The organism is Salinispora oceanensis (assembly GCF_000383575.1).
Lineage (GTDB): Bacteria > Actinomycetota > Actinomycetes > Mycobacteriales > Micromonosporaceae > Micromonospora > Micromonospora oceanensis.
The window spans coordinates 5,365,156-5,390,336 of the sequence record NZ_KB911579.1 but is presented as its reverse complement, the minus strand read 5'-3'; the positions used below and the strand labels follow the sequence as shown (position 1 = coordinate 5,390,336).

Below are 25,181 nucleotides of genomic sequence, written 5' to 3'. Positions count from 1 at the left end.
GACGGCGTTGTTCGACGCCGTGCCGGCCACCCGCGTGGATCTGCCCACCTACGCATTCCAGCGGCAACGCTACTGGCTGGCACCCGTCTCCCCCGTGGGGGATGTGTCCCGGGCCGGGCTCGGCGTCTCCGGGCATCCCTTGCTCGGCGCGGCGGTCAGCCTCGCCGAAGGCAACGGTTGGGTGTGGACCGGCCGCTGGTCGACGGAGACGATACCGTGGCTCGCCGATCACATGGTGCTGGATGTCGTCATGGTCCCCGGCGCCGCACTCGTCGAAGTAGCGGCACATGTCGGCGCCGAGATCGGCCTGCCGGTGGTCCAGGAATTGGTGTTGCAGACACCGCTGGTGCTGCCCGACCACAAACCGGTGCAGATCCAGGTGTCGGTCAGCGGACCCGACGACACCGGCCGGCGCGAGATGAAGGTTTTCTCACGCCCCGACGACACCTCCGACTGGACACACCACGCCACTGGGATACTGGCCGGCGCCGATGCCGCGTACAACCCCGAACCTCTGGACGGCGCATGGCCGCCGCCGGGCTCCGACGCGGTGCCGCTGGACGGCCTGTACGAGAGACTCGCCGAGCACGGCTACCAGTACGGCCCGGCGTTCCAGGGCCTGCGGAAAGTATGGCGTCACGGCGACGACCTGCTGGCCGAGGTGGAACTTCCCGAATCGCTGAACGGCCAGGCCACGGGCTTCGGCGTTCACCCCGCCCTGCTCGACGCGGCCTTGCACACATCGCTGACGGTCGCCGGCGACGGTTCCGAAGTCGCGCTGCCGTTCGCCTGGAACGGCGTATCGCTGTGGGGAAGCGCGTCCACCGTACGCGTGCGGCTGCGCCCCACAGAGGATGAGGCAACGTCCGTGCTCCTGACAGACGAAACCGGCGCCCCGGTGGCCGCCGCGCGTTCCCTGGTATCGCGGCCGGTTGTCATCGGGCCGTCGGCCGACTCGCTGTACGCCGTGGAGTGGCAGCCGGTGGTGCCGGGTGAGCCGGTCGAGGGTTTGGAGACGTACGGGCCGCAGGTTTCCGGTCGGCCGGTGGCTGACGTGGTGGGCGAGGGGTTGGAGGTGGTGCAGCGGTGGCTGGTTGAGGGTGAGGGTGTGCTGGCGGTGTTGGCGCCGCAGCACGTGCCGGCGGGGGCGGCGTTGTGGGGGTTGGTGCGGTCGGCGCAGTCGGAGCATCCGGGCCGGTTCGTGCTGGTGGATACCGACGATCTTGAGGTGTCGCGGCTGGTTGGTGTGGGTGAGCCGCAGTTGATGGTGCGTGGTGGTGTGGTGTCGGTGCCGCGGTTGGTGCGGGCCCGGGTGCCGGTGGGGGAGCCGGTGTGGTCGGGTGAGGGCACCGTGTTGATCACTGGTGGTACGGGTGGGTTGGGCTCGTTGGTGGCACGGCATCTGGTCGTGGCGCATGGGGTGGAGCGTCTGCTGCTGGTCAGTCGGCGGGGGATGGCCGCCGACGGTGCGTCGGAGTTGGTGGCCGAGTTGCAGGTGGCTGGTGCCGAGGTGTCGGTGGTGGCGTGTGATGTGGCCGATCGGGCTGCGTTGGCGGAGGTGCTGGCGTCGATCGGCGATTTGCGGGCGGTGGTGCATGCGGCGGGGGTGTTGGATGACGGCACGGTGGAGTCGTTGTCGCGATCGCGGGTGGCGGCGGTGTTGGCGGCGAAGGCGGAGTCGGCGTGGCATCTGCACGAGTTGACTGCGGATCGGGAGCTGTCGGCGTTTGTGTTGTTCTCCTCGGTGGCGGGGGTGTTGGGGGCTCCGGGGCAGGCCAACTATGCGGCGGCGAACGCGTTTCTGGACGCGTTGGCGGTGCACCGGCGGGAGTTGGGTTTGCCCGGGGTGTCGCTGGCGTGGGGGATGTGGGAACAGCGCTCCGGGATGACCGGGCATTTGGGTCTTACTGATTTGTCGCGGATGGATCGGGCCGGGTTGCGGGCGATGCCGGCGGAGCAGGGGTTGCGGCTGCTGGATGTGGCGGTGGCCGCTGTAGAGCCGGTGTTGCTGCCGGTGCGTATCGACACCGCGGCCGTCCGGGCCCAGGCGAGTGCGGCCGGGGAGGTGCCGGCCATGCTGCGCGCCCTGATACGCACGCCGGCGCGCACCCCGGAACGGACGACCGACCCGGAGGCCTTGCGCCGCCGTCTGACCGCGACCGCCGCCGAGAACCGCGGATCCGTTCTCCTGGCGTTGGTGCGCCAGCAGATCGCCCAAGTCCTCGGGCACACCGACCCGGACGCGGTAGGGGAGGACCGCCCGCTCACCGAGATGGGCTTCGACTCGCTCGCCTCGCTCGAACTGCGCAACCGCTTGACCACGCTGACGGGTCTGCAACTGCCCGCGACCCTCATCTTCGATTACCCGACCGCCAACCACATCGCCGGCTTCCTCCTGCGGGAGCTGCGCACCGAACTGGACCGCGAACAAACCACACCCACGGCCGGCACGCCCAAAGACAACGGGCTGATCTCGCTCTACCTGGAAGCGCGGCAACAGAAGAAGTACCGGGTGGGCATCGACCTGCTCGCCCTAGCGGCACGCCTCCGGCCGGCCTTCGAGACCGGGTCCGCGCTCGGCCGCCCGCTCACTGCGGTCCCGCTCTCCCGGGGCCCGGCCACGCCGAAGATCCTGTGTTTCTCCGCCCCGATGGCGATGTCGAGCGCTCACCAGTACTCCCGGTTCGCCGCGACGTTCCGCGATCGCCGCGATGTCTCGGTTCTGGTCCCCCCGGGCTTCACCGGATCCGAGCCCCTGCCGGCGAACTACGACGTCGTGGTGGACCTGTTGTGCGAATCGGCCCGGCAGGCCGCGGCCGGCGAACCGGTCGTTCTCGTCGGCCACTCGTCCGGCGGATCGCTGGCCCACGCCGTCGCCACCGCGCTGGAACGGTCCGGAACCTTCCCGGCCGCGGTCGTGCTCCTCGACACGTACCTGTCCGACAACCCCGCGTTCGAGGTGCACGCCGACAAGTTCAACGCCATGTTCTTCGACGGCGAGGAGCTCGTCGGAGCGCCGGACGACACCCGGCTGACCGCCATGGGCCGCTACTTCGACCTGATGAAGGACTGGCGTCCCGAACCGTTGCGGGCGCCGCTGCTGTTCGTCCGCGCGACGTCCGCGCTGGACCGCACCGGGCAGCCGCTCGACGCGGACATGGCTCCCTCATGGGAATCGGCGGACGTCATCATCGACGTGCCTGGCGATCACTGGAACATGATGGGCGAGCATGCCGATTCGACCGCGAAAGCGGTGGACGAATGGATCTCCGCACGGCTGGGAGGAGGTGTCCTCCAGACCCGTTAGCGACGACCTGTCTGAAGACAAGCAACGACATGTGCGGGGAGAAGACATGACGGAGAACGAGAGCGTCGCGGTGCTCGGCGCCGGAGTCATGGGCACCGGGATCTCGACGCTCGTGGCCGGGCAGGGCCTGCCGGTCACACTGGTGGACGTCGACGCGGCGGCGTTGGACCTCGCCCGCCGCGAGATCCGCAACGGCCTGCGGCACGCGCAGCTCATGGGTGCGGTCCCGGCGGACCGTGATCCCGGCGCGCTGCACACGACGCTGTCGCTGAGTGACATCAGGAAAGCGACAGCGGTGATCGAGGCGATCACGGAACTGCCGGATCTGAAGGCGAAGGTGCTCGCCGAGACGGCCGCCATCGTCGATCCCGGTACCCCACTGATCTCCAACACCTCGGGGATACCCATCGACGAACTGGCGGACAGCCTGCCGAACCCGGGCGCCCTGATCGGCACCCACTTCATGAACCCCTCCTACCTGATCCCCATGGTGGAGGTGATCCGCGGGCCCCGGACCTCGGATGAGACCGTCGCGTCGGTGCTCTCTCTCCTGACGCGCCTGGGGCGGCGCGCGGTGGTGGTACGCGACGCACCGGGGTTCGTGACCAGCCGCCTGCTGCATCCGATGATCAATGACGCGGCCCGGGTGGTCGCGGCCAGCACGGCCTCCGCCGAAGATGTGGACGCGCTGATGCATGGCTGCCTCGGGCACCCGACCGGTCCGCTGCGCACCGCGGACCTGATCGGCATCGACAACCTCGTCGACTCGCTGAACGTGCTGCACGCCCGGATCGGGGACGAGCGGTACCGCCCCAGCGAGCTGCTTCTCGATAAGGTCCGGCGAGGTGAACTCGGCCGCAAGACCGGCCGTGGGTTCTACGACTACAAGGAGACAGCGGAGTGACCGCAGAACAGCAAGCCAGGACGGAATCCATCGAGGACGAGATTATCCGGTTCGTGACGGCCAAGACCAAGGTGGCGCCGGACGTGGACCAGGATCTCTTCGCGACCGGCCTCGCCACGTCGATGTTCGCGATGCAACTGGTGGTGTTCCTGGAGCAGACCTTCGCCGTCGAGATCGTCGGAAAGGACCTCCAGCTGGTCAACTTCCGTACGGTCGAGGCCATGGCCGCCCTCGTACGGCGGCTGCGCGGCGAGACGGCCGTGACCGGCGATGCCTGACCTGCTGACGGACGAGTACGCGGCCGTCGCCCGCCTGGTCGCCGACCAGGCGGGTGTCTGGGACGTCACCGGTGCCATCCCGGTCGGCGTCCTGCGTGAGCTCGGCGCCGCCGGCGTGCTCTGCGCCCAGGTGCCGAAGGAACACGGTGGACTTGGCGTGAGCAGCCGCGACAACGGCGAGCTCACCGCGTACGTCGGAAGTTTGTGCAGTTCGTTGCGCAGCGTGATGACGTCGCAGGGCATGGCGGCCTGGAGCGTGCAGCGCCTCGGCGACCGTACGCAGCGGGCGGCGTTCCTGCCCGAGCTGACCGCAGGCCGGCTCGCGGCGGTCGCCTTCAGCGAGCCGGACGCGGGCAGCGATCTGGGTGAGATGGAGACGACGATCCGCGTCACCGGTGACTCGGTGGTGCTCGAGGGCCGCAAGTCGTGGATCACCGCGGCCGCGTACGCCGATCTTCTGGTCGTCTTCGGCCGGGCGGGCGGCGACGGCGCGGCGGTGGTCGTGCCGGCCGACACGCCCGGCGTCTCGATCGAGAAGGTTCCGCACCCGCTCGGCTGCCGTGCCGCCGGGCACGCGCACATCCGGCTCGACGGCGTACGCGTACCGGTCACCAACATGCTGGGCGGCGCCGGCATGCCGATGGCGTTCCTGATCACCTCGGCGCTGGTGTACGGGCGGATGTCGGTGGCGTGGGGCTGCGTGGGCATCCTGCGGGCTTGCCTGACCGCGGTGTCCCGCCATGCGGGGTCGCGGGTGCAGTTCGGCAAGCCGATCGGGGAGCACCAACTCGTCGCGCGGCGGATAGCGGAGCTGTTCGTCGCGGAGCAGACGGCGGCGAACTCGTGCCGCAACGCCAGCCAATGCTGGGAATCCGGATCGCCCGACCAGGTCGTCGCCACCGTGCTCGCGAAGCACGTGAGCGCGACGCAGGCCGCCCAGGGCGCCGCCTCGGCCGTACAGATACTGGCGTCCGCGGGCGCATCCGACGGCCACGTGGTGGCGCGTGCGTACCGGGACGCGAAGCTCATGGAAATCATCGAAGGCAGCAGCGAGATATGCCAGCTCATCCTCGCCCAGCACGTCCTCGCCAACGCGGACTGCGCCGACCTGCAGGAGGCACCGTGAACGATAAGGTCAAAACCGTCAAGTGCGTCGTGTGGGATCTGGACAACACGCTGTGGAAGGGCACGCTGCTGGAGCGCGACGAGGTGATTCTCGTTGACCATGCGCGGGCCACCCTGGCTGAGCTGGATGCGCGGGGCATCCTGCATGCGGTGTCCAGCAAGAACGACCACGACCTGGCGTGGGCGCGGCTTGAGGCACTCGGCATCGCCGAGTACTTCGTGCTAGCCAAGATCGGCTGGGGTCCCAAGTCCGCGTCGGTCCAGGAGATCGCCGACCGGCTGAACTTCGCGTACGACATGATCGCCTTCGTCGACGACCAGCCGGCGGAGCGTGCCGAGGTCGCGTTCCACCGTCCCGAGGTGCGCTGCTACTGGGCGGAGCAGATCGCGGAACTGACCGGACTCCCCGAGTTCACCCCCGCGACGGTGACGGCCGACTCGCGCCGGCGCCGTGAGATGTACCAGGCCAATCTGCGACGTGAGGCCGAACAGACGTCGTTCGACGGCCCGTCCGAGGAGTTCCTGCGCTCGCTGGACCTCGTGATGCGGATCGACCGGGCGTCGGAGGAGGATCTCGCCCGGGTGGAGGAGCTCACGCTGCGGACGAGCCAGATGAACGCCACCGGCGTGCACTATTCCGACGCGGATCTGCGCGCGCTGCTGGCCGACCCGAGTCACGAGGTGCTCACCGTGACGATGGAGGACCGATTCGGACCGCACGGCGCGGTGGGAGTGCTGCTCCTGCGCCGCGATGCGGATCCATGGCATCTCAAACTGCTGGCGACGTCGTGCCGCGTCGTGTCCTTCGGTGCCGGCGCGGCCGTGCTGAACTGGCTGATCGGCAAGGCCGCGGCGACCGGCGCCCACCTCGTGGCGGACTTTCGGCCGACCTCACGCAATCGGATCATGGAGATCGCGTACCGGTTCGCCGGGTTCACCGACGAGCCCTGCGAGTGTCTCGCGGCTGTGCCGGCGGCGGCGCACGCGGACACGCAACGCCTGCACTTGCTGCCGGACGTCCGTCCGCTGCCCACCACCATGCGCATCGACGCGCCGCGGCTAGCCCTGACCTGACCAGGCGTGCCACGGCTGAGGACGCCGCCCGAACGGCCGCGCCCTCAGCTTCGCGTTTATCGTCGGTTTCGCCGCTCTAAGGTCTTGACCTGGGTTTTCCTTGTGGCGGGGTGGCGTTGTGTGGGCGTGGATCGGGGATCCTTTGGGGCGTCCGGGGCCGGGTCGGGTGGGTTTCGGTGCGCTGGCCGGGCTGCCAATGCGGGGCAGCGGATGACCGAAACCTCGCCGGACCCGGCCCGGGGTGAGCTTGGCGACCGGCTGCGTTTCTGCCAGGGCAGCCGGTGGTCGCCGATCAGACGGCGGGCCAGACGGAGCTGGGCCAAGGCGACCGCAATCAGCCAGGTCCACCGGTCGGCCTGACGCCATCTCGGCCGTGGCTCATCTCTTGCGGGCCAGCGTGATGCCGTCCGCCATGGTGAGCAGCGTGATGTCAACGCGAGGGTCGTCGCTCAGCGCCGTGTTGAGCGCCCGGATCGCGACGGTGTCCGGGTCCTGGGCGGCCGGGTCCACCACGCGTCCGAAGAACAGCGTGTTGTCGATGATGATCAAACCCCCGGACCGTACGAGAGTGAGGGCGCGCTCGTAGTAGTCCCGGTAACCGGTCTTGTCGGCGTCGATGAAAACCAGGTCGAAGCTCTCAGCGCCGCGTTCGGCGACCAGGCCGGCGAGGGTCTCGGCCGCATCACCGATCCGTACGCTGATCCGATCGCTCACCCCGGCCCGCCGCCAGTACTCCTCGCCGATCGAGAGCCACTTCCGGGTGATGTCACAGGTAATCATCTCGCCGTCGGCGGGCAGCGCCCGTGTCATGCACAGGGTGCTGTAACCGGTGTAGGTGCCGACTTCCAGAACCGAGGTCGCGCCGGTGAGGCTAACGAGCAGCGCCAGGAGCTGGCCCTCCTCGGCGGAGACCTGCATGGCGCGCCCGGCGGGCAGCTCGGCGGTCACCTCGCGCAGCTCGCGAAGGATCGGGTCGTCCCGCAGGGAGGCGTCGCGGACGTAGGCGTCGAGTTCGGACGTGAGTGCGATCTGAGTCGCCATGGGGTTCTCCCGTTCGTCGTGTGCGGCTCACGCCCGCTGGAGCAGCATGCGTTCACTCGTGGTCAACGGCGGCTCGGTGAGCCGCGGATGTGTCGGCCCGGCCTGCAGGGCGGCGAGGACTTCGGGCTCCTGCATGCACGAGGAGGGCGCCGACAACGAGGTGATCCTCAGCAGAGCGTTGTTGACCACCGGTTGCCGGGTGGCCACTTCGCTCACGAAGTCGGTCAGCTGCTGCTGCCGTGGGTCCGGTTTCTCGGTGAGCCGCGGGTCTTTCGCCTGAATGCGGCAATCGGGGTAGCAGGTGTCCTGCGAGGTGGCGATCAGCCACGGCTCGTCGACGATCCGGGCCACCTTGCGTACCAGCAACGCGCCCACGTCGCCCACCGAGCTCACACGCTCAAGCGCCTCGCTGAGCGCGGTCGCGTCCATGGCGGCGGCGATGATGCCGTGCCCGAAAATCGGGTTGAACGCGGCCACGGCATCGCCGATGGCCGCGAGCCCGCGCGGCCACTGTGGCAGCTTGTCGAAGTGCAGGCGCCGGTTCGACGTGCTCCGCGTGCGTCGCACGGACGTGAGTGGCTCGGCGCCGGCCAGGAAGTCGGCCACGATGGGATGGCGCAGGCCGCGGGCGAACTCGGTGAAGGCGTTGTCGTCCGCGGGCGGCTCACCACCGCGGGTGCCGGAGACGGTGACGAGCCAGTTCCCGTTCTCGATCGGAAAGATCGTGCCGTTCTGTCCCGGCCGAGGCACTCGGTAGTCGGCGTAGACGGTGACGATGGGGAAGCCCTGGCCGGCGCCGGGAGGCGCGCGGAACAGCCGCGTGGCGTACGTGATGCCACTGTCCACGACGTCCGTCTCGACTGGAGGCAGCCCCATGCCGGTCAGCCAGTTCGCCAGCTGTGACGCCCGGCCGGTCGCGTCGACCACCAGGTCCGCCTGCATCTCGCGATGCGCGCCGGTCGCCATGTCTCGCACGATCACCCCGGTGACATGGTCGGCCGTGCCGAGCAGCCCTGTGGCGTCGTGCTCCCACAACACCGTGATCCGCGGTTCGGCCTGGATCTGCTGCAGAATCGTCCAGTCGATCAACGGCCGGCTGCAGCACACCATGTACTGGCTTTCGGTGAATCGGTGCTGCCAGCCGAATGCGGTGAGCGTGATGTGCTGCTGCGGAACTCCGATGCGGTTCGCGCCGGCCTGGTAGAGGCGATTGATCGTACCTGGTAGCAGCTTGTCGATGAGCTTGGCGCCACTCGACCACAGCTGGTGAACGTGCCAGGATTGAGGCAGGCCTTTGCGGGAAAACGGGCCGGTCGGCGCCTCGTCGCGCTCGACGACAATGACTTCGTCGACGTGCCGGGCGAGGGCGGAAGCCGCAAGCATTCCGGCGATACTGGTTCCTAGGACTACCCCACGGGTGATCTCGTGCACTGGCGAACCCTATCGTCTGACCTGAATGCGTTGATGGCGGACATCGTTTACCCGGTGGACGCCGCCGCGTACGGCTCCAGGCGGCTGAACACCTCCTTGGCCAGCCGGGCCGAACTATTCTCCAGATAGAAGTGACCGCCGGGGAAGAGGATGGTCTCGGCGGTCGACGTGGTGTGCGTGGCCCACGCCTCGGCCTCCTCGACCGAGGTCATCGGATCGTCATCGCCGACCAGCACAGTGATCGGGCAGTCCACCCGCGCCGCCGGGCTGCCGCGGTACCGCTCGATCAGCCGGTAGTCGTTGCGGACGGCGGGCAGGATCATGTCCCGCAGCTCCGGGTCCTCCAGAACCATGGCGTTTGTGCCGCCGAGCGAGCGCAGCTCGGCCAGCAGTGCCTGGTCGCCGCTCAGATGCACGGTTCCCGGCTGGTAGCGCGAGGGGGCACGACGTCCGGAGGCGAACAGCCGGACCACCCTGGTGCCGGTGGCCTTGCCCAGGCGGCGGGCGGTCTCGAAGGCCAGCACCGCGCCCATGCTGTGGCCGAAGAAGGCCAGCGCTCCGCCGCGCCACGGGGTCAGTGCGCGGAAGATATGCTCGGTCAGCTCCGGCTCGTCGTCGATCATCGGCTCGGTGCGCCGGTCCTGACGGCCCGGGTACTGCACGGCCCAGACATCCAGCCATGCCGGAGCACTGCGGCCGAAGCGGAAGAAGTAGCTCGCCGCGCCGCCCGCGTGCGGGAAGCACACCAGGGCCACGGGTGCGGGACGAGCCGCGTCACCGTGCAGCTGCTGCAGCCACTGATTCCGGTCGCTCATCGCCCGACCCCGGCGGCGCAGATGTTCAGCGCGTTGCTCGGACAGCCACCATGCATGCCTTCTCCTAGGAGAGAGAATCCGTCGCATCAGAAAGGAAGGATGCGCGGAACTGGCGAGTTTAGCGCATCCAGTCGTCTAAATTTCGGAACCCGCCGGCGCAATTCGCCGTAACGGTTAATCTGTCCGGCCCACTATTCTGGGTGCCCCATACCCGGATAAGTCTCCCTCTTTCTACCGGATGCCTCAGCGTGACGCAAGGCGTCCACCTTGATTAGCGTGATTCCGCTTTGGTGGTGCGCAGCGATCTACATCACATGAGTGGCGCCTTCGCGGGCGGCCCGCTGCTGGAGGCCCCCCTCGCCCAGGCCGGCGCACAACACGATCGAGGCGCCCACGGCGAGCGGCGCGAGCAGCCACTTGACCGGCTGCTCATTGCGGTCGGCGTCGACCAGGAGGCGGTCTCCAGCGCGCAACTCCATCGACCGGGCTAGATCAGTCGCGAGGTCCATCCATTCCTGGAAGGACGTGCCGTCGGCGGTCGCCAGCTCGGCCTGCCATGCGGGTTGCTGCTCCGGCGCGACGTCCGGATGTTTCAGCGCCTCGGCAAGGTAGTCGAGGTAGTCCGCGGGCACACGCCGTCCGAGCCCCGCGTCCGGTTCGAGGTCGAGCGCGAACCGGTGCCGGGCGTCCGGGATGTCCTCCAGCCAGCTGCCGAGCCGGCGCGTCGAGACGAACAGCGTCTGCAGGGGCCAGTCGAGCTCACCGTCCTGGATGGGCAGGCCCGCCGTCGCCCAGGGGCGTATCGACAAGGTCATGCCGAGTGACCAGGCGCCCAGCAGCACGGAGGCGGTCTGCCAGTGCGACGGCAGGAGCACCGCCGCGTGGTCGCCGGCTTCACACCCGTACCCGTCGCGCAGCATGTTCGCGGTCCGCGCGACCCAGCTGCCGAGCGCGTGCGCGGTGAAATCGATGCGTTCCCCCGTGACGTCGGAACAGTACGTGAGCACCGGGCGATCGCCGCCGGCCGCGAGGTCGCTCGTGAGGGCCGGCGCCGAAGAGGCGTCCACGTGTGGCATTCAACATCTCCCTGGCCGCGGGCACGAGTCGGACTCGGGCGAGGCTATGTCGGGGTCGCCGATCGCCGGGTCGGCAAGTCGCCCAGTCAGGGTGTCCACTGTATCGTAAGTGGGAGCGATCGCTGAATCCGACCGTGATGCGAGCCGCGGCGGCGCCGGGCAGGCAACGCGTTGACCACGGTGTTTGGCTGCGCGGCTTGATTAGCGGGCGCGCCGGCGATAGGCTCATCGCCATTATGGCCGGTTTCCTGTTGATCTCGCCAGTTCACACCTCGGCGAAGTTGGCCAACCGGGCAGGCGCGGCCACAATGAAGACTCATTGGCGTTCCTGACAACGCTGACGGCATCGAACTGGCCGCCCCAGTAGTCTGATGCCCCAGTTTGTCGCATCAGCGAAGGGTAGCGGAGTAGTAATGCCACTCACGCCGGAGGACGTTCGCAACATCGCCTTCAATAAGCCGCCGATCGGTAAGCGGGGCTACGACGAGAACGAGGTCGACGCCTTCCTCGCCGAGATTGAGGATGAGCTGAGGCGGCTGCTCGACACCAACCAGCGGTTGCGTAGCCGGGCCGACGGTGCGAGCCCGTCGTCCGCCGCGAGCGAGGCCAGGGACCTCGCCGCCCGCCTCCAGTGGTTGCGGGAGGAGCAGGCCAGAGCCGAGCGGCTGGCCCGTGACCTGCGCGCTGAGTTGGACGAAGCTTTGGCGCGCCGACCCGACCCGCGACCGGGCCGCACCGACGACAAGGCGGCGGCCGTGCTGCAGATGGCCCAGCGCACCGCGGGCGAGCATGTGACCGACGCCCGGCGCGATGCCGAAGCCCTGATCAGCGACGCCATCATGCGGGCGGCCGAGCTCATCGAGAAATCCGGCGAGAAGGCTATGCAGAAAATCCAGTCCGCCCAGCGGGAACACGATTCCAGAATGGCCACCCTCGAGAGCGAGCGGCTTTCCCTTCGGCGGGCAATCAGCGAGTTGACAAGTTTCGGACAGCAATACTGCGGCCTGCTGCGGGAGGACATCGAGCGACGCATGCCGGAACTCGGAAATCTGCTGATGCCCGAGCCGCCCCGACCGTTCGTCCATCCCGCATAGTGCGCTCCGAAGCTTCCCTTTTTGCAGTCAGCGACCTGCACGTGTCGTACGCCGAGAACCGGCGCATCGCCGACGGCCTGAAGCCGGAGTCGGACGAGGACTGGCTGATCGTCGCGGGCGACGTCGGAGAGCTGTTCGCCGATGTCGAGCGCACCTTGCGGCAGTTGCGCGCCCGCTTCCGCAAGGTGATCTGGACGCCCGGCAACCACGAGCTCTGGACCCACCCCTCCGACCCGGTGGCGTTGCGCGGCGAGGAACGCTACCGCGCGCTCGTCCGGATGTGCCGCGAGATCGACGTCTTGACGCCGGAAGACGAGTACGCACGGTGGGAGGGCGCCAGCGGTCCGGTCACGGTCGCGCCCCTCTTCCTGCTCTACGACTACACGTTCCGCGCGCCGGGCACCCGTACAGCGGAGGAGTCGCTGAAGAAGGCGTACGACGCGGGCGTGGTCTGCACCGACGAGATGCTTCTGCACGCGGACCCGTACCCCGATCGGGCGTTGTGGTGCCGCGCCCGCGTCGCCGAGACCGAGCGGCGGCTGGCCGCGCTCGACCCACAGATCCCCACCGTGCTCGTGACCCACTGGCCGCTGGATCGCCGGCCGACCTACCAGCTGTGGTACCCGGAGTTTGCCCAGTGGTGCGGCACCGTCCTCACCCAGAGCTGGCACACCCGGTTCCGGGCCGCCATAGCCGTCTACGGCCACCTGCACATCCCGCGCACGACGACCTACGACGGCGTCCGTTTCGAGGAGGTCTCGCTGGGCTACCCCCGGGAGTGGAAGCGACGAGGTGCGGCGCCCCGGCCGATGCGGCGGATCCTCGGGCCCGGCACATGATCGAACAGCTGCTGCTGCCGTCGGTGGTCTCGGCGGAAGCGTTCGACGACATCGCCGGCGAGCCGGTGTTCCCCGGCGAGGAGCAGGTGGTGGCGCGGGCGGTGGACAGCCGCCGCCGGGAGTTTGTCACCGCTCGGCGGTGTGCCCGCGAAGCGCTCGCCAAGCTCGGCATCCCGCCCGCGCCGATCCTGCCGGGACCGCGGCGCGAACCGATCTGGCCGGCCGGGGTGGTCGGCGCGATTACCCACTGTGCCGGCTACCGCGCTGCCGCGGTGGCCCGGAACGGGGAGCTGACCGCCCTGGGCATCGACGCCGAGCCGGACGCGCCGTTGCCGGAAGGCGTGTCCGAAGCGGTGACCGTCGCCGGGGAGCCGGCCATGCTCGCCGCGCTGAGCCGGGCCTACCCGTCGATTCACTGGGGGCGTCTGCTGTTCAGCGCCAAGGAGTCAGTGTTCAAGGCCTGGTACCCGCTGACCGGCCGTATGCTCGACTTCGTCGAGGCGGAGCTGACCATCGACCCGGCGGCCCGCACGTTCCGAGCGCGACTGCTCGTGGACGGGCGCCGCACCGACGGTGGGCCGCCGCTGACCGGCTTCGCCGGGCGGTTCCTGACGGCCCGGGGGATGGTGCTGACTGCGGTCACCGTGCCGTAGGAAGAGTTCATCGGCGGCGACCCGGATACCGCGTCCCGGGCCTTGGCCGTCGCCGACACTCTTCATTCGGCGGGCTTTCGCTGGGAGTCGTCATGCCGGGTTGACCAGGTAGTGGACCGGCACCGCGACCGACAGTGGCACCTCGACCGTGCCCACATGTGGCACGGACTGCTGCAGCGGGGACTACGTCGCATGCTGTTCGGGGTCGAGTCCGGGTCACGTCGATCCTTGAGCGATTCAACAAGGAGACCACAGCCGAGCAGAACGCTCTGGCTATCCGGACCCTGACCGCACTGGGGGTACCAACCCGGTTCACCTATATCACCTTCGACCCGCTCATGACCCGCGACGAACTGGCCGAGAGCCACGCGTTCCAGGCCCGCACCGACCTCCTCCTACGGCCGCTGCCCCACCTTCCGGTCGAAACAATCGTGGACGGAGTCCGCGATGAGACGTTCGTCGCCGCGCACGGGTTTCGAGGTCATCAAGGAGCCACGATCGACGGGTAAGAACCCAGGCCGTACGCCGTTGCGGGCGATGGCGTCATCGATCACCTCGCGGGCGAGCATGGAGTCCTCGCCGGTGGCGACGTGCCAGCCGACGACGTATCGGGAGTACATGTCAATGATCATATATAGGTGGTAGAACACGCCCCGCTCTGTGGCTTTCAGGCGGATCATGCCCCATGACCAGACCTGCGACGGCCCGGTCGTGGCCAACTGCGGGATCGTCCGGGCGGGATGGGTGGCCTACCGGCGGCGTTCCCGGCTCTGCCCGGCTTCGCGCAGGACGCGGTACATCGTGGACTGCGAACACCAGTAGCGGCCGCTGTCGAGATCTCTCGCCCACACCTGCGCCACGGACATGTCCGCGTACTCGTCGCGGTGCAGCACCTCCAGCGCCGCGCGGCACTCAGCGGCGGAAAGTTCGACGGCGGAGGCGTCTTTGGCCGCAGCGGACGCGACACCAAAGGTGGCTGCTGGCGCCGGTAGTGCGTGGCGCGGGAGCGGCCGGTCAACCGACACGCCCCGGCCACCCCCCACCGGCGCCAACTCGCCGAACGCGGCGGTCAGCGCCTGCGCGGCCGCAGCGTGTCGTCCGCGCTCTCGGACAACGTCTCCAAGAGCGCGTGCGCCTTTCCATGATCTCCAACGCGGTCTTCGTCGGCGCCAAGTCCGCTTCCAGACGCTCGTTACGCCGCCGCAATCATTCCAACTCGGCGGCCTTGGCGCTGCGGCGCCGGCCCTCGGGCACCGGGCTCTTGCGGGTGCCCAGAGCAGTCAACGCGCCAGCGTCTCGGGCGGCCCGCCACTCCAGAATGTGTGAGTGGTAGAGGCCTTCCCGGCGCAGGATCGCCGACCCCTCACCCGAGGCCTTCGCCGCGTCGTACTCCGCCACGATCCGCAGCTTGTACTCCGCGGTGAACGTCCGACGCTTCGGCCGTCCGCCCTGCTCACCGGGCTTGCTGGGTAGCGTTACGATGATCCTCTTCCTGCTACCCGTCGAGCCTCGCTCACTCGGGAAGGCTGTCTCATCTCAGCCTGACAGATAGGGCTACCGGGAGGAGCCTCTGTCACTTCCGATCCGGCGGGTGAAAGATATTCCGTGCTCACGCAGGCCCGCCAACCAGCGGCTGGTCTCGGCGGTGTCGCCGCCGGCGCGGCGCAGACCAGTCCCGGTTCGTCCGTCCAGCACCTCGCAGACGCCGACGGCCAGGGAAACCGAAACGCATGTGGCCATCGCACTCTCTGCGTCACTGCCAACCATGTCGAGCAGGTATTCTCCGTGCCAAGAGCGCCCGGTCGCGCCGCTGAGGGTGAGCGCCACGGTGAGCACCACTCGGTCCCGATCCATGCTGGTCGTGGGATAACGGGCGGCAAGAGTGTTAGCGAGTTCCCGGATTTTTTCCGCGTCCTCGTCGGCAAGCACGTCGAACACCTCGGACCAGGCCTGATGCCAGCCGGCGAGGCGAAGAGTGCCGCGCACGAACTGGCGAAGCCGCCAACTCGGCGGAATGTGGTACTGGGTGACGAACGGCAGGCTGTCACGGTTCGGGTACACCTCGAACGCTTCGCCTGCAACGATATGCCGTTGAACGGCCTCCCAGGGTCGATCGACGACGCGCTCGGCACCGCCTTCGATGTAGCGCGCTGGGGTGCGCAACGCGGCCAGAACGCCGTGCGGCGCCCAACTGAACCGGTACCGGAACCCGTTTGGCTTCTCGGGGATGCCACCACAGTACGAGGTGAAGACGGCGTCCGCCGAGTCGTCACCTGTTTCGGTGAGAGACAGTGCCATCAGGTCATGGGCGAAGAGGTGATCGATGCCCGGGTCGAGGCCGGCTTCGGTCAGGACCGTGAGCCCGCGCTCCGCCGCCTGCTTGGCGAGGTGGGCGATGCTCTCAGAAACGTAGCTGGAGCAGGCAAAGTGCGCTCCGCGGCGCAGGCACAGCTGCAGCAGGCTGACATGCTCGGTGGTCGGCAGCATTGACACCACCACGTCCCCCGGACCGACGGCGGATTCCAGAGCGTCAGCGGAGAGGGCGTTGGGATGCACCTGCCCGCGTAATCCCAGTCGCTCGATGCAGGCCTGAACCCGATCTGGTCGGCGACCCCACAACATCACGCGGTTCGCCCGGTTGGCCAAGACGCGCAGCCCACTGCCGGTGGACAGGCCTACACCGACCCAGTGCAGAGTACCGCTTGCTCGAATCGTTTTAGACATCGGCAAATTCCCCATTTTCATTATTCTGGGCGAGTGCTCGTTCAAACGCCCCCCGGCAGCGTCGCCACATTGGACCGAGTTCGGCAAGCTGGGCCAAGAGCGGCGATAAGGCAGCGGAGAAGGCAATGCTGGACTCGGCCGGCAGCAACGACGGCAGGTTGTCGATAGCAATGACGTCGAGCGGAGGGTCGGCGTGCAGGCGCTGGACCGGGTCGGACCAACTGGTCGCGGACTGGATGACTGGCAACGCGTTGCACGGAGAGGTGATGTCGCATGTGACGTCACTGATGGTGTGTAGCCGCCGAGCTGGATTTGCCACGTCCTCGACGCGGACGAATGAATCAATCGGTGCGGTGGTGAAGATCGTGTTGACTAGCATGTCGTGACGCAGCAGCGTTGTCCGATCAAGGGCCTGCGTCTCCGCTACGTCCCACGCGGTGACCTTCGCGTCGGCCACGGCTGCGGCGGCGCAGGCACCGCTGCCGCAGCGGCCCCGTGCACCGAGCACGAGTACCCGCTGGATCTCCGCGTCGTCGGGCGAGCGGAGCGCGGCGTCGAGGGCCGCTTTCGTCGTGGGTGAGAGTGGGCGGGGCAGCCGTCCTCGCGCATGGAGTAAGGCCAAGGCGGCGCCGACGTACCCGGCCCAGTATCCGAAGGCGACGAGCCGACGTCCAGATTCGTCTACGAGGTGTTCCAGGTCCAGCAGCGTACCGCCGCCGAGCGCGAAGCGGCGGAGCAGCTTCTTGCTATCGCGTTGTCCCTTGAACGCGTGACCGAAGAAGATGTGCCGGTGCCTCAGCGCGGCCGGCTGAGCCGGCAGCTCCTTTAGCCCGAGGATGTACGCGTCGACCGGCGCGTCCACCCAGCTGCCCGCAGGCGCGACGTGGCAGCCTACCTCGGCATACATCGACGCCGGAAAGATCCGCTGTGCAGAGGGCTCGACGTAGATCCGTAGACCGTCCGTGATCAGCGCGCCCGCGTCCTGCGGCGTGATCGGCGTGCGTTGCTCGGTCGGACGATTCTCATGACGCACCCATAAGGTCACCTGATCTGCCATGTGGTGTCCTCTCTTGCCGAAAGGGCTGTCGCGGATACGGTCTTTCAGAGCCGTGCCCGGCTCAGCCGATCAAATGCCGGACTATTCGGTGAGTACGGGGATGCGCGCGTTCGGCGACGGCCGGTAGGTCACCCGTGTGGACAATTTCGCCGGATCGAAGCCAACCCTCAGTAGCTGCTCGACGACTGTCGTCACGATGGTCACAGCCAGCGTTTCGCCGGGGCAATGGTGTGCTCCTGCGCTGAAGGTAAACACGTTGGGGGTGGTTCGGTCGGCGCGGAACATGTGGGGGTCGGGGTTGGCAGCCGGATCGCGATTGGCGGCGGCGAGCAGCACGAGGACGGCCTGCCCGGCCGGCACCTCGACGTCGCCGTGCCGGATCGGCGTCGCGGTGAAGCGACGGGTGTTCTGGATCGGGGCGTCGTGGCGGATGACCTCCCGCACGAATCGCTGTAGGGCCATCTCGCTGGTGGGCAGCTCACATTCCTGCTGGGACAGCGCCAGCAGGGTGTTGCCCATCAGAGCGGCGGTGGCGTCATAGGTTTGGGACAGGAAGCCGATTCCGTTGGCCAGCAGGGGTGCTCGGTCCGTCCAGCCGACGTGTGTTGCCATCCGCACCAATTCGCCGAGGAGACCGTGCTGTGTGTCATCGAGCTTCGGGCCGAGTAGCTCCTGCAGGCCTGCGGCTGCCTGGGCTGCCCGCTGCTGTTGCTCAGGGGAGGCGGTGGCGGGAATGCACTGCACGAAGTGGCCCACCAGCCGGGTGGCCTCACCACCGGCAGCTGGGTCGAGGCCGCACAGTGTTGCCACGACCTGGGCTGGCAGTTCGAACATCAACTGCTCGTACGGTGTGCGGACTGAGTCGTTGAGGACCTGGCGGGCGCGCTGCATCGCCGTCGCGGCGACAGCTGACCGATCGATGGCTCCGAGGGTCTGGGTGACGATCGCCTTGAGCCGGTGCTGTGGCTCGCCGTCGGTCATCCGCACCAGGTTGCCGAACACGTCGCCGGCCGGTGTGCCGGTGATACCTTGCGGTACCGGTTCGTGAGGCGGACGAACCCGGCAACCTGGGGCGGCCAGTACGGCCTGCGCCGCCGCAGCCGATGCCGCCACCCAGGTATCGAGTTGCTCGTCGAAGTGAAACGGGCGCTCCGCCACCATGGCGGCGTAGTACGGGTACGGGTTCGGGTGGACGACGGCCCCGACGGGCGATGGCATGTACACTCCCGAGATCTCCTGGAACGGATTCACGACGACCTAGTCAGCTGATGCGTTCTGCGCGTTGCGCGTCGATCGTATTCGCGATGATGACCTTTTGGACCTCTGAGGTCCCTTCGTAGATTCGGAGCGAACGGATCTGCCGGTATAACCGTTCCGGCACGCTGTCGGCGACCAGCCCGGCGGCACCGTGCAGCTGCACTGCCGCATCCACGATTTCCTGTGCCGCCTCGGTGGCATACAGCTTCGCTATGCTCGAATGTCGGCCAAAGTTCCGGTTGCCGCGGTCGGCTTCCCACGCCGCTCGCCCGACGAGCAGTGCTGCGGCGTTTAGTTGCACCTCCATGTCGGCGAACGTCGCCCGCACCGTCGGCAGGTCGAACAACTGCCCACTGGAGACCTTGCGGCTGCGGGCCCTCGCCAAAGCGGTGTCGAGGGCTCGTCGCGCGAACCCTACTGCGGCGGCACCTACGGTCATCCGGAACCGTTCCAGCAGCTCCATCGCGATGGCAAAGCCGCCCCCCACCCGGCCTAGGACCGCGTTCTCGGGTATGACGCAGCCGTCGAATACCAGGTGACAGAAAGAGCGAGCGGCGATTGCGGCGACCGGCTCGACCCTAACGCCAGGCGTCGTGGCCGGCACCAGGAAGGCCGTCAGTCCCAGTGCCCCCGGCCCATCACCAGTTCGCGCAATCACGCAGTACAACCCGGCGATCGTGCCGTTGGCGATCCACGCCTTCCTGCCGTCGAGGCGGTACCCGGCATCGACTCGTTGTGCACACAAGCTAATGGCGGCGAGGTCCGACCCGGCATCCTCCTCGGACACGGCGAAGCAACCGGCCAGGTCTCCGGTGGCCATGTCCGGCAGCCAGCGGCGGCGTTGCTCGTCAGTGCCATGCCTCAGGACCGGTGTCGCAGCCAGCGCCTGGATGGAGAAGGTGAAGTCTGCCAGGTCGTCGGCGTAGGCCAGGGCCTCGCGGGCCAGGCAGAGCGACCGAAGGTCGCCATCGGCGGCGATGCTGTCTGACGCGTCCGGCCGCAGGAACTCCAGCCTGCCGTCGGATCCGAGCGCCTTGAGGACACGCCGGCCGATCTTGTCCGGGTCGGTGTCGGCTCGGCAGTCGCTCCACAGGTCGATGTGCGCGTCGCACCAGCGGTCGACGGTGTGTGCCAGGTCGACGTGACGCGGTTCGAAGAACGGGAGTGCTAGTAGGGCCTCGTCGTGCCGTCCGGGCAGTTGCCTCACAGGGGGCCTCCGGGAGCGCAGGGTGGTCAGATCAGCAGGTCGGTATCGTTGGTTGGCAAGGAAGGGGCAAGCTGCGCTGGCAGGCGCTCAACCAGTTCGTGTTCCACGAAGTATGCGAAGGAGGCGTAGCCCCGCCAGATCCGCCGCCACTGCTGATCACGGACCACGGTGCCTAGCTGCCGCTCGACGTCGTCAAGGTAGGACACGATCAAATCTATGGACTGCCGGGCGTGGCCGGCCGAGTAGTTGTCTATCGACAAGTGCGCTTCCTCGTAGCCGACATCAAAGCCGTAGCGACGTAGTTTTTGCATCTCCTGGAGGCGCATCTCACCGAGCCCGAACATCTCGATGCCAAGGTTGTAGCCGAGAATTTCCTCGTAGAGGCTATCCGGGAACAACGCCAGGCAGATCTGATGCACCGCGAAGCCGTAGAGGTGGTCAGGAAGCTCGTCCTGGTCTAGGAATGCCTCATCGCGGATGTGTGGCAGCTCGATCGACATGCTACGCAGGACCCGGTGAATCAGGGTGATGTGGTTCTTTTCCAGGTCACCACGACCCATTTCATCGGCGTAGATCGAGAATAGCATGCCATCGCTGGGGCGCTCATAACGACCGAGGTTGCCGATACGGTACGCCCAGGTGCCGTCAATGAGGCTGCCCAGCCCGAACACCTTTTGCCCGAACACCACAGCGTCCCGGTCCGGAATCTCGGTCAGTGGCCGAAACGGCTCCACTAGTTTCTGCCAGTAGATCCGATCGACGCGGTCGCGCAGCGCGTCCGGGTGGTAGTCGAACCAGCTTGCGTCGGTGTACCGGCCCCCAGCACCGTGCTCGAACAGCACCTCGGCGGCGTCGAGACCCCGCTCGGCTCGCTGCCGGGCCTGTGGCAGTGTGTTGGCGAAGTGTTCGATGTTCACAAGCCGGTAGAACAACACTCGGTCATTGGGTACCACGGGCTCGGTGAGCACGGTCGCGTCCGTTTTAGCCTCGCGCAGTCGCTGCGTCCAGAGCGCGGCACGGTCGTCACCGACGTGGTTCGGGGTGAGCTGACCAGCGGGCTCGCCGGCTTCGATCGCTGCGGCCCAAGTCCTGAAGACGGCGGCCTCGCTCTCGTCGAATACGCCAAACATTGGGCCGCCGAACTTGATCGCGCGGAGGAATCGACAGCCGCCGGCACGCAGCGGTTGGAAGTGCCGGGAGCCACGGAGCTCGGACACGAACGCGGCGAGGTCAAAATCAGGATCATCCAGGACGTCGCTGAGCAGCCGGTCGCCGAGGCGTACCCGCCCGTGTTGACGACCGGCGTACCGCGCATGGCGTTCCACGATCTCGGCGACCCGACCTTCCAGTGACAGGCCGGCCTGCCGCGCGGCCAGCTCGCCCAGCATCTCGACGTGCTCAATCTCGAGTGTCAGCACCAACCGGACGGCCGAGAGCACACGTTGGCGCAGCATCGCGCCGTCCTCGTGACCCTCGGTGAGGTGTAGGTACTCCGCCAGCACGGCCCGTAGCTCGGACTCGTCGAGCGCCGGCTCCGTATGGAGCAAACGGTCGTCGACACCGAGGGCAAAAAACGCGAAGTGCACCCCCACCACCTCGGGTAGGAAGCTTGCGGGAAAGCGCGACAGTGCCAGGTAGAAGGCAGCATGTAGGGCAGTCAGTCGACGCATGCCGGTCTGCTGGGATAGGTCCGTCGCAGCTAGGTTGGGCAGGTAGATCCCGTGCGACTCGAGCATCCGCCGGCGAGTGTGTGGCAATGACCGAGCTGGGACTCCCTGCCCCCGAAGGGCAAAGTGGTGTACGAATAGGCGGTTTACAATCAGCGCAGGCTGGGTGGCCGGCTGCGAGACGTTGTCCAGCCAACACCCGGAGAGCAGGGCCAGCGGGGCACGTTGTCGTAGAACCGCCGTACGCGCCTGCGGCTCAGCGGAGGCGAACGCGTCGATGCTGGTCGTGATGCGGGTGCGGACGGCCGCTACCTGCTCGGCAATGGCGTCGGCGCTGACGGCAATGGGTGGCTCGGCTGACTGGCGCTCACCTTCGAGAAAAGCGGCCAGGACACGCCGCGCGGCCAGGAGGGCCGGTTCGGATTCCTGGTTACGCAGCAGGCCGAGGAAGAGAGCGTCGGCGGGTGCGGTGAGGAGGTTCGTCGCCCCGTCCGCCGCAGTGGGAGAGAACTCCCACTGGGTGAGCGACGAGGCGGCGAATGTGTCGGGCGGTAGGGTGGTGCGGATCATGAGATCCCCCTGTTGGTCTAGATCAATAGCGCACGTCGTTGACGATGCGGTCCGTCAGGCGGTCAGCTTCTGAATCAGGACGCCGATGCGTGATCCGGGTACGCTGGCAGCTAGTTGATAGAGCCCGCCGTCGACCAGACCGCCGGCGGCGGCCCGGTCGGAGAGGTTGATCAGTGGGTCGGCGGCAAAGCAGTGGCCGACCCTGGCGATATTGTCCGTCCATAGTTGATCCAGCCGGAAGCCTGCCTGGGCTTCCTTTAGGACAGCGATCGGCTTGTACACGTTTGTATGGAACAAACCGTGAAGATCATTGGCCGTTAGGCCATGCGGCGTGAGGAGTGCGTGGTTGACTTCGCGGGCCAGTCCGGCGTTGATCTCGTTGCCCCAGTCCAGGCTCTCGGCATCCTGGGCGGTGGCGCAACCGAGCATTGCATAGCATTCGTTCCCGACCGGGGTGGAGGCGACCAGACAACTTGCCGCGCCGTCGCTGAACAGCGCGAAGCTCTCCATCCGGGTGGCTTCGTCAGCTACCCGGTCAGTAGTCACCACCAGCACCCTGCGGTACGCTCCCGCGCGTACCAGCGCGTCGGCGAGCTGAAGGGCAGCGAGCATGTTGGTGCATCGGTTCAGTGTCACGCCAAAGAAGGCCGCGTGGTCGAGTCGCAGCCGAGTGAGAATCGAACGAACCAAACCACCGTGTGTCTCGGGCCCACCTGGGAACCGGGTGCAGGCCAGCACAATGGCATCCACGGTAGACGGTACCACTGCGGCGGCTGCCAGCGTTGTAGCCGCGCTCTCCACTGCGAGGTCGTCGAGGCCGCGCTCGCTCCGGTGGATCGAGCCCCATCCCCACAGCTCGGGCTTGAGTGGCATGCGAAGTTCCTCGGCCCGCCGATAGAGGTGCCGGACAAGGCTGTGGTCTTCGGTGAACTCACCGAGGATGTACCGCGGAGCGCATAGCAGCGTGGGGTCGGTGGTCATGAGTGCTCCCCATGAGCTGCCATCAACGCATTGGCCTGCTTGTAGGGCAACGCGTCGTGGACGAACCCAAAGCTACCCTGCTCCTTGATCTCGGTGACCGCGGCGAGCACGGTGGCCAGCGCGGCACGTGGTAACGCGGAGCCGATGCTGATGCGGCGCACCCCGCAAGCAGCGAGTTCCGCCGCCGTCCAAGTCGAGCCCATGCCGCCAGCGAGCACATTGACCGGTCGGCCGACCGCTGCGCACACCGCCCGCACCGCAGCGAGGTCGGGCAGCCCAGGCGCGTACAGGACGTCCGCTCCTGCCGCTTCATACGCCTGCAGACGACGGATTGTGTCCTCGAGGTCCGGAATGCCATAGAGGAAGTTCTCCGCGCGTGCCGTAAGGGTGAACGGGAACGGCAGGGCCTTGGCCGCCTCCACCGCCGCGACCACGCGCTCCATTGCTACGTCGAACGGAAACACCGGTGACTCTGGTCGCCCCGTGGCGTCTTCGATCGATCCGCCGACCAGGCCCGCATCGGCGGCGAGCCGGATCGTTTCACCGATCTGGTCGGGGTCGGCGGCGAAGCCGTTTTCGAGGTCCGCGGAGACGGGAAGGTGCGTGGCCTCGGCCACTGCGGCCGCGTTGGCCAGTGTTTCCGCGCGGCTGACGAGATTAGCGCCATCCCGGCGACCGAGCGTGAAGGCCAGTCCCGCGCTTGTAGTCGCTAGGGCGGCGAAGCCGAGACTGGTGAGGATTCGAGCCGTGCCCGCATCCCATGGGTTCGGGATCACAAATGGATCGGAGGCCGCGTGCAGGTCACGGAACTCGACGGCGCGACGGTGCTGGTCAGCAGCGTTGAGCGGCATGTGGTGAACCCTTCTCGGTCAGATAAGTTCGGTATGGGTCCCGGCGCTCATCGCGCCGAGGGCGTCGTCTCGCAAGAACGACCGGATCAGCTTTACTGGCGCGGACGGCTGTTGCACAAGGTAGAAGTGGCCGCCCTCGGCCCAGTGGCGGTCCGGCTCCTCCTGGCTTTCCCGACGCCATGGGTCGAGTGTTGACGCGTCAATATGCGGGTCGTCGCGGCCGTTCACCAGGCTGACCGGCAGGGAGAGGGGAGCGGCGGGCCGGTAACGGTAGTGGGCGACCAGGCGGAAATCTGCCGCCACCGCCGGCAGCAGCAGCTCCCGAAGGTCGTCGTCGGCGAGTACCTCGTTCGGGAGACCTCCGAAGAACGCCACGGCCTCGGCGAACTCCCGGCCCTGCAAGTGGGCGATGCGGCGCACCCGCTCCGACGGCAGGAGACTCGGCGCGGCACACCCGGAGGCGATGAGCCGATAGAGCTGCGGGTGGTCGCGGAGCCGACGGGCGACCTCGAAGGCCACCAGAGCGCCCAGGCTGTGACCGAACAGGTAGCTGGGACGGTCCATGGCCGTCGACAGGGCGACCGCTGCGGCCGCTGCCAGGTCGGCGACGCTGGTCAGCGCGGGCTGGTCGTCCCGGCGAGGACCGGGCGGACAGACCGCCACGACCTGCGCGTCGTGCTCGAGCAATCGTTGCCAGTCCAAGTACGCCCGGGGATTGCCGCCAGCGTGCGCGAAGCAAAAAACGCGGGCCGGCGCCGCGGAGTTGGTCGGATGGTAGGCAAACCAGTTTAGGTCGGACATTCGATTCCTTCGCCGAACATGGATAGCTCCCGCTCCCAGGAGAGATTAGCGCACCGTCACGACCATCGAGTGCCGGTGATCGTTCATCAGTCGGTCAGTCAATCTGTTCATATATCGTTTCAAGGTTGGCTACATTGTTGAGATCCCGAGTGGTCGGGCGGGGCTTAGCCTGAAGTCGCCGCCGGGGCGAAACGGACTTTTCTCTGCTGCGATTGTAGCTACAGCTCCGAGTGTTGCCGGTGATTTTTGGGGGTTGACGGCCAGCAATGCTGTGGGTAGATTTACGGCGGTGCGACGCGCCGAGTAGGGGATAGAGGCGCAGCATCTGAATGGTAAGAGCAGCTCGTACGGGGGTGTTCAGTGCTTGTTTCATACCGTGTAGCCGGATAGCCTCCGGTTTTTCTCCGAGGTATTTGCCGAGCCTGCAGC

Annotated in this window: 23 protein-coding genes and 1 pseudogene; 9 read left to right on the top strand and 15 right to left on the bottom strand. The window is 67.5% G+C overall.

All coding sequences use genetic code 11. The annotated features are described in order from the left end of the window. The 5 genes from SALPAC4_RS25680 to SALPAC4_RS0124805 all read left to right on the top strand — a co-directional run. Nucleotides 1-3,307: type I polyketide synthase (locus SALPAC4_RS25680; protein WP_162562169.1), on the top strand; the 3,307-nt coding region annotated here is incomplete at its 5' end. Between the two features lie 46 nt (nt 3,308-3,353). Beyond that, nucleotides 3,354-4,211: a 3-hydroxyacyl-CoA dehydrogenase family protein gene (locus SALPAC4_RS0124820; RefSeq protein WP_019872707.1), complete on the top strand. Its 858-nt coding sequence runs from the start codon at nt 3,354-3,356 to the stop codon at nt 4,209-4,211. Further along, nucleotides 4,208-4,489: an acyl carrier protein gene (locus SALPAC4_RS0124815; protein ID WP_019872706.1), complete on the top strand. Its 282-nt coding sequence runs from the start codon at nt 4,208-4,210 to the stop codon at nt 4,487-4,489. The genes SALPAC4_RS0124820 and SALPAC4_RS0124815 overlap by 4 nt, the downstream gene beginning before the upstream one ends. Then, nucleotides 4,482-5,615: an acyl-CoA dehydrogenase family protein gene (locus tag SALPAC4_RS0124810; RefSeq protein ID WP_019872705.1), complete on the top strand. Its 1,134-nt coding sequence runs from the start codon at nt 4,482-4,484 to the stop codon at nt 5,613-5,615. The genes SALPAC4_RS0124815 and SALPAC4_RS0124810 overlap by 8 nt, the downstream gene beginning before the upstream one ends. Next, nucleotides 5,612-6,688 carry an HAD-IIIC family phosphatase gene (locus SALPAC4_RS0124805; protein WP_019872704.1) on the top strand — a complete coding sequence of 359 codons (1,077 nt, stop codon included), beginning with the start codon at nt 5,612-5,614 and terminating at the stop codon, nt 6,686-6,688. The genes SALPAC4_RS0124810 and SALPAC4_RS0124805 overlap by 4 nt, the downstream gene beginning before the upstream one ends. A gap of 378 nt (nt 6,689-7,066) precedes the next feature. Here SALPAC4_RS0124805 and SALPAC4_RS0124800 read toward each other — a convergent pair whose 3' ends face one another. The 4 genes from SALPAC4_RS0124800 to SALPAC4_RS0124785 form a co-directional block, all read right to left on the bottom strand. After that, on the bottom strand, nt 7,067-7,729 hold the full coding sequence (locus tag SALPAC4_RS0124800) for a class I SAM-dependent methyltransferase (protein WP_019872702.1): 663 nt from the start codon (nt 7,727-7,729) through the stop codon (nt 7,067-7,069). A 27-nt stretch (nt 7,730-7,756) separates the two neighbouring features. After that, the gene (locus tag SALPAC4_RS0124795) at nt 7,757-9,160 is read right to left on the bottom strand and encodes an FAD-dependent oxidoreductase (protein WP_019872701.1); all 1,404 of its coding nucleotides are present in this window, start codon (nt 9,158-9,160) and stop codon (nt 7,757-7,759) included. Between the two features lie 47 nt (nt 9,161-9,207). Further along, nucleotides 9,208-9,975, bottom strand: a complete 768-nt coding sequence (locus SALPAC4_RS0124790; protein ID WP_019872700.1) for a thioesterase II family protein — start codon at nt 9,973-9,975, stop codon at nt 9,208-9,210. Nucleotides 9,976-10,280: 305 nt separating this feature from the next. Next, the gene (locus SALPAC4_RS0124785) at nt 10,281-11,051 is read right to left on the bottom strand and encodes a TIGR03089 family protein (RefSeq protein ID WP_019872699.1); all 771 of its coding nucleotides are present in this window, start codon (nt 11,049-11,051) and stop codon (nt 10,281-10,283) included. A gap of 413 nt (nt 11,052-11,464) precedes the next feature. Between SALPAC4_RS0124785 and SALPAC4_RS0124780 the strand changes: the two genes are divergently transcribed. From SALPAC4_RS0124780 to SALPAC4_RS29045, 4 genes and pseudogenes are all read left to right on the top strand, one after another. Continuing rightward, nucleotides 11,465-12,145, top strand: a complete 681-nt coding sequence (locus SALPAC4_RS0124780) for a DivIVA domain-containing protein (protein ID WP_019872698.1) — start codon at nt 11,465-11,467, stop codon at nt 12,143-12,145. Further along, on the top strand, nt 12,142-12,984 hold the full coding sequence (locus tag SALPAC4_RS0124775; RefSeq protein WP_204149430.1) for a metallophosphoesterase family protein: 843 nt from the start codon (nt 12,142-12,144) through the stop codon (nt 12,982-12,984). Before SALPAC4_RS0124780 ends, SALPAC4_RS0124775 begins: the two co-directional genes overlap by 4 nt. Next, complete coding sequence (locus tag SALPAC4_RS0124770) at nt 12,981-13,637, top strand: 4'-phosphopantetheinyl transferase family protein (RefSeq protein ID WP_019872696.1); 657 nt, start codon at nt 12,981-12,983, stop codon at nt 13,635-13,637. Before SALPAC4_RS0124775 ends, SALPAC4_RS0124770 begins: the two co-directional genes overlap by 4 nt. Then, a pseudogene (locus SALPAC4_RS29045) lies at nt 13,638-14,107 on the top strand (radical SAM protein); the annotation flags it as partial. Here SALPAC4_RS29045 and SALPAC4_RS0124765 read toward each other — a convergent pair. The 11 genes from SALPAC4_RS0124765 to SALPAC4_RS0124715 all read right to left on the bottom strand — a co-directional run bounded on the left by SALPAC4_RS0124765 (nt 14,033) and on the right by SALPAC4_RS0124715 (nt 24,752). Further along, complete coding sequence (locus SALPAC4_RS0124765) at nt 14,033-14,317, bottom strand: DDE-type integrase/transposase/recombinase (RefSeq protein ID WP_019872695.1); 285 nt, start codon at nt 14,315-14,317, stop codon at nt 14,033-14,035. The pseudogene SALPAC4_RS29045 and the gene SALPAC4_RS0124765 overlap by 75 nt on opposite strands. Before the next feature lie 69 nt (nt 14,318-14,386). Beyond that, nucleotides 14,387-14,662: a hypothetical protein gene (locus SALPAC4_RS27845; protein ID WP_162562141.1), complete on the bottom strand. Its 276-nt coding sequence runs from the start codon at nt 14,660-14,662 to the stop codon at nt 14,387-14,389. 181 nt (nt 14,663-14,843) lie between these two features. Then, complete coding sequence (locus tag SALPAC4_RS27630; protein WP_019872693.1) at nt 14,844-15,035, bottom strand: hypothetical protein; 192 nt, start codon at nt 15,033-15,035, stop codon at nt 14,844-14,846. Between the two features lie 156 nt (nt 15,036-15,191). Continuing rightward, nucleotides 15,192-16,361, bottom strand: coding sequence for a saccharopine dehydrogenase family protein (locus SALPAC4_RS0124750; RefSeq protein ID WP_080640957.1), 1,170 nt, complete (start codon nt 16,359-16,361; stop codon nt 15,192-15,194). Beyond that, on the bottom strand, nt 16,354-17,418 hold the full coding sequence (locus tag SALPAC4_RS0124745) for a saccharopine dehydrogenase (RefSeq protein ID WP_019872691.1): 1,065 nt from the start codon (nt 17,416-17,418) through the stop codon (nt 16,354-16,356). Before SALPAC4_RS0124745 ends, SALPAC4_RS0124750 begins: the two co-directional genes overlap by 8 nt. 81 nt (nt 17,419-17,499) lie before the next feature. Then, nucleotides 17,500-18,636 (bottom strand): cytochrome P450, encoded by a 1,137-nt coding sequence (locus tag SALPAC4_RS0124740; RefSeq protein ID WP_188116859.1) that lies wholly within the window; start codon nt 18,634-18,636, stop codon nt 17,500-17,502. Between the two features lie 43 nt (nt 18,637-18,679). Further along, entirely contained in the window at nt 18,680-19,882 is a 1,203-nt protein-coding gene (locus SALPAC4_RS0124735; protein WP_019872689.1) for an acyl-CoA dehydrogenase family protein, read from the bottom strand. Nucleotides 19,883-19,908: 26 nt separating this feature from the next. Then, a complete protein-coding gene (locus tag SALPAC4_RS0124730; protein ID WP_019872688.1) occupies nt 19,909-22,119 on the bottom strand; it encodes an iron-containing redox enzyme family protein in 2,211 nt (736 codons plus the stop codon). A gap of 54 nt (nt 22,120-22,173) precedes the next feature. Beyond that, entirely contained in the window at nt 22,174-23,100 is a 927-nt protein-coding gene (locus SALPAC4_RS0124725) for a beta-ketoacyl-[acyl-carrier-protein] synthase family protein (protein ID WP_019872687.1), read from the bottom strand. After that, nucleotides 23,097-23,951, bottom strand: coding sequence for an isocitrate lyase/PEP mutase family protein (locus SALPAC4_RS0124720; RefSeq protein WP_019872686.1), 855 nt, complete (start codon nt 23,949-23,951; stop codon nt 23,097-23,099). The genes SALPAC4_RS0124725 and SALPAC4_RS0124720 overlap by 4 nt, the downstream gene beginning before the upstream one ends. Before the next feature lie 18 nt (nt 23,952-23,969). Beyond that, on the bottom strand, nt 23,970-24,752 hold the full coding sequence (locus SALPAC4_RS0124715; protein WP_019872685.1) for a thioesterase II family protein: 783 nt from the start codon (nt 24,750-24,752) through the stop codon (nt 23,970-23,972). Nucleotides 24,753-25,181: the final 429 nt, after the last annotated feature.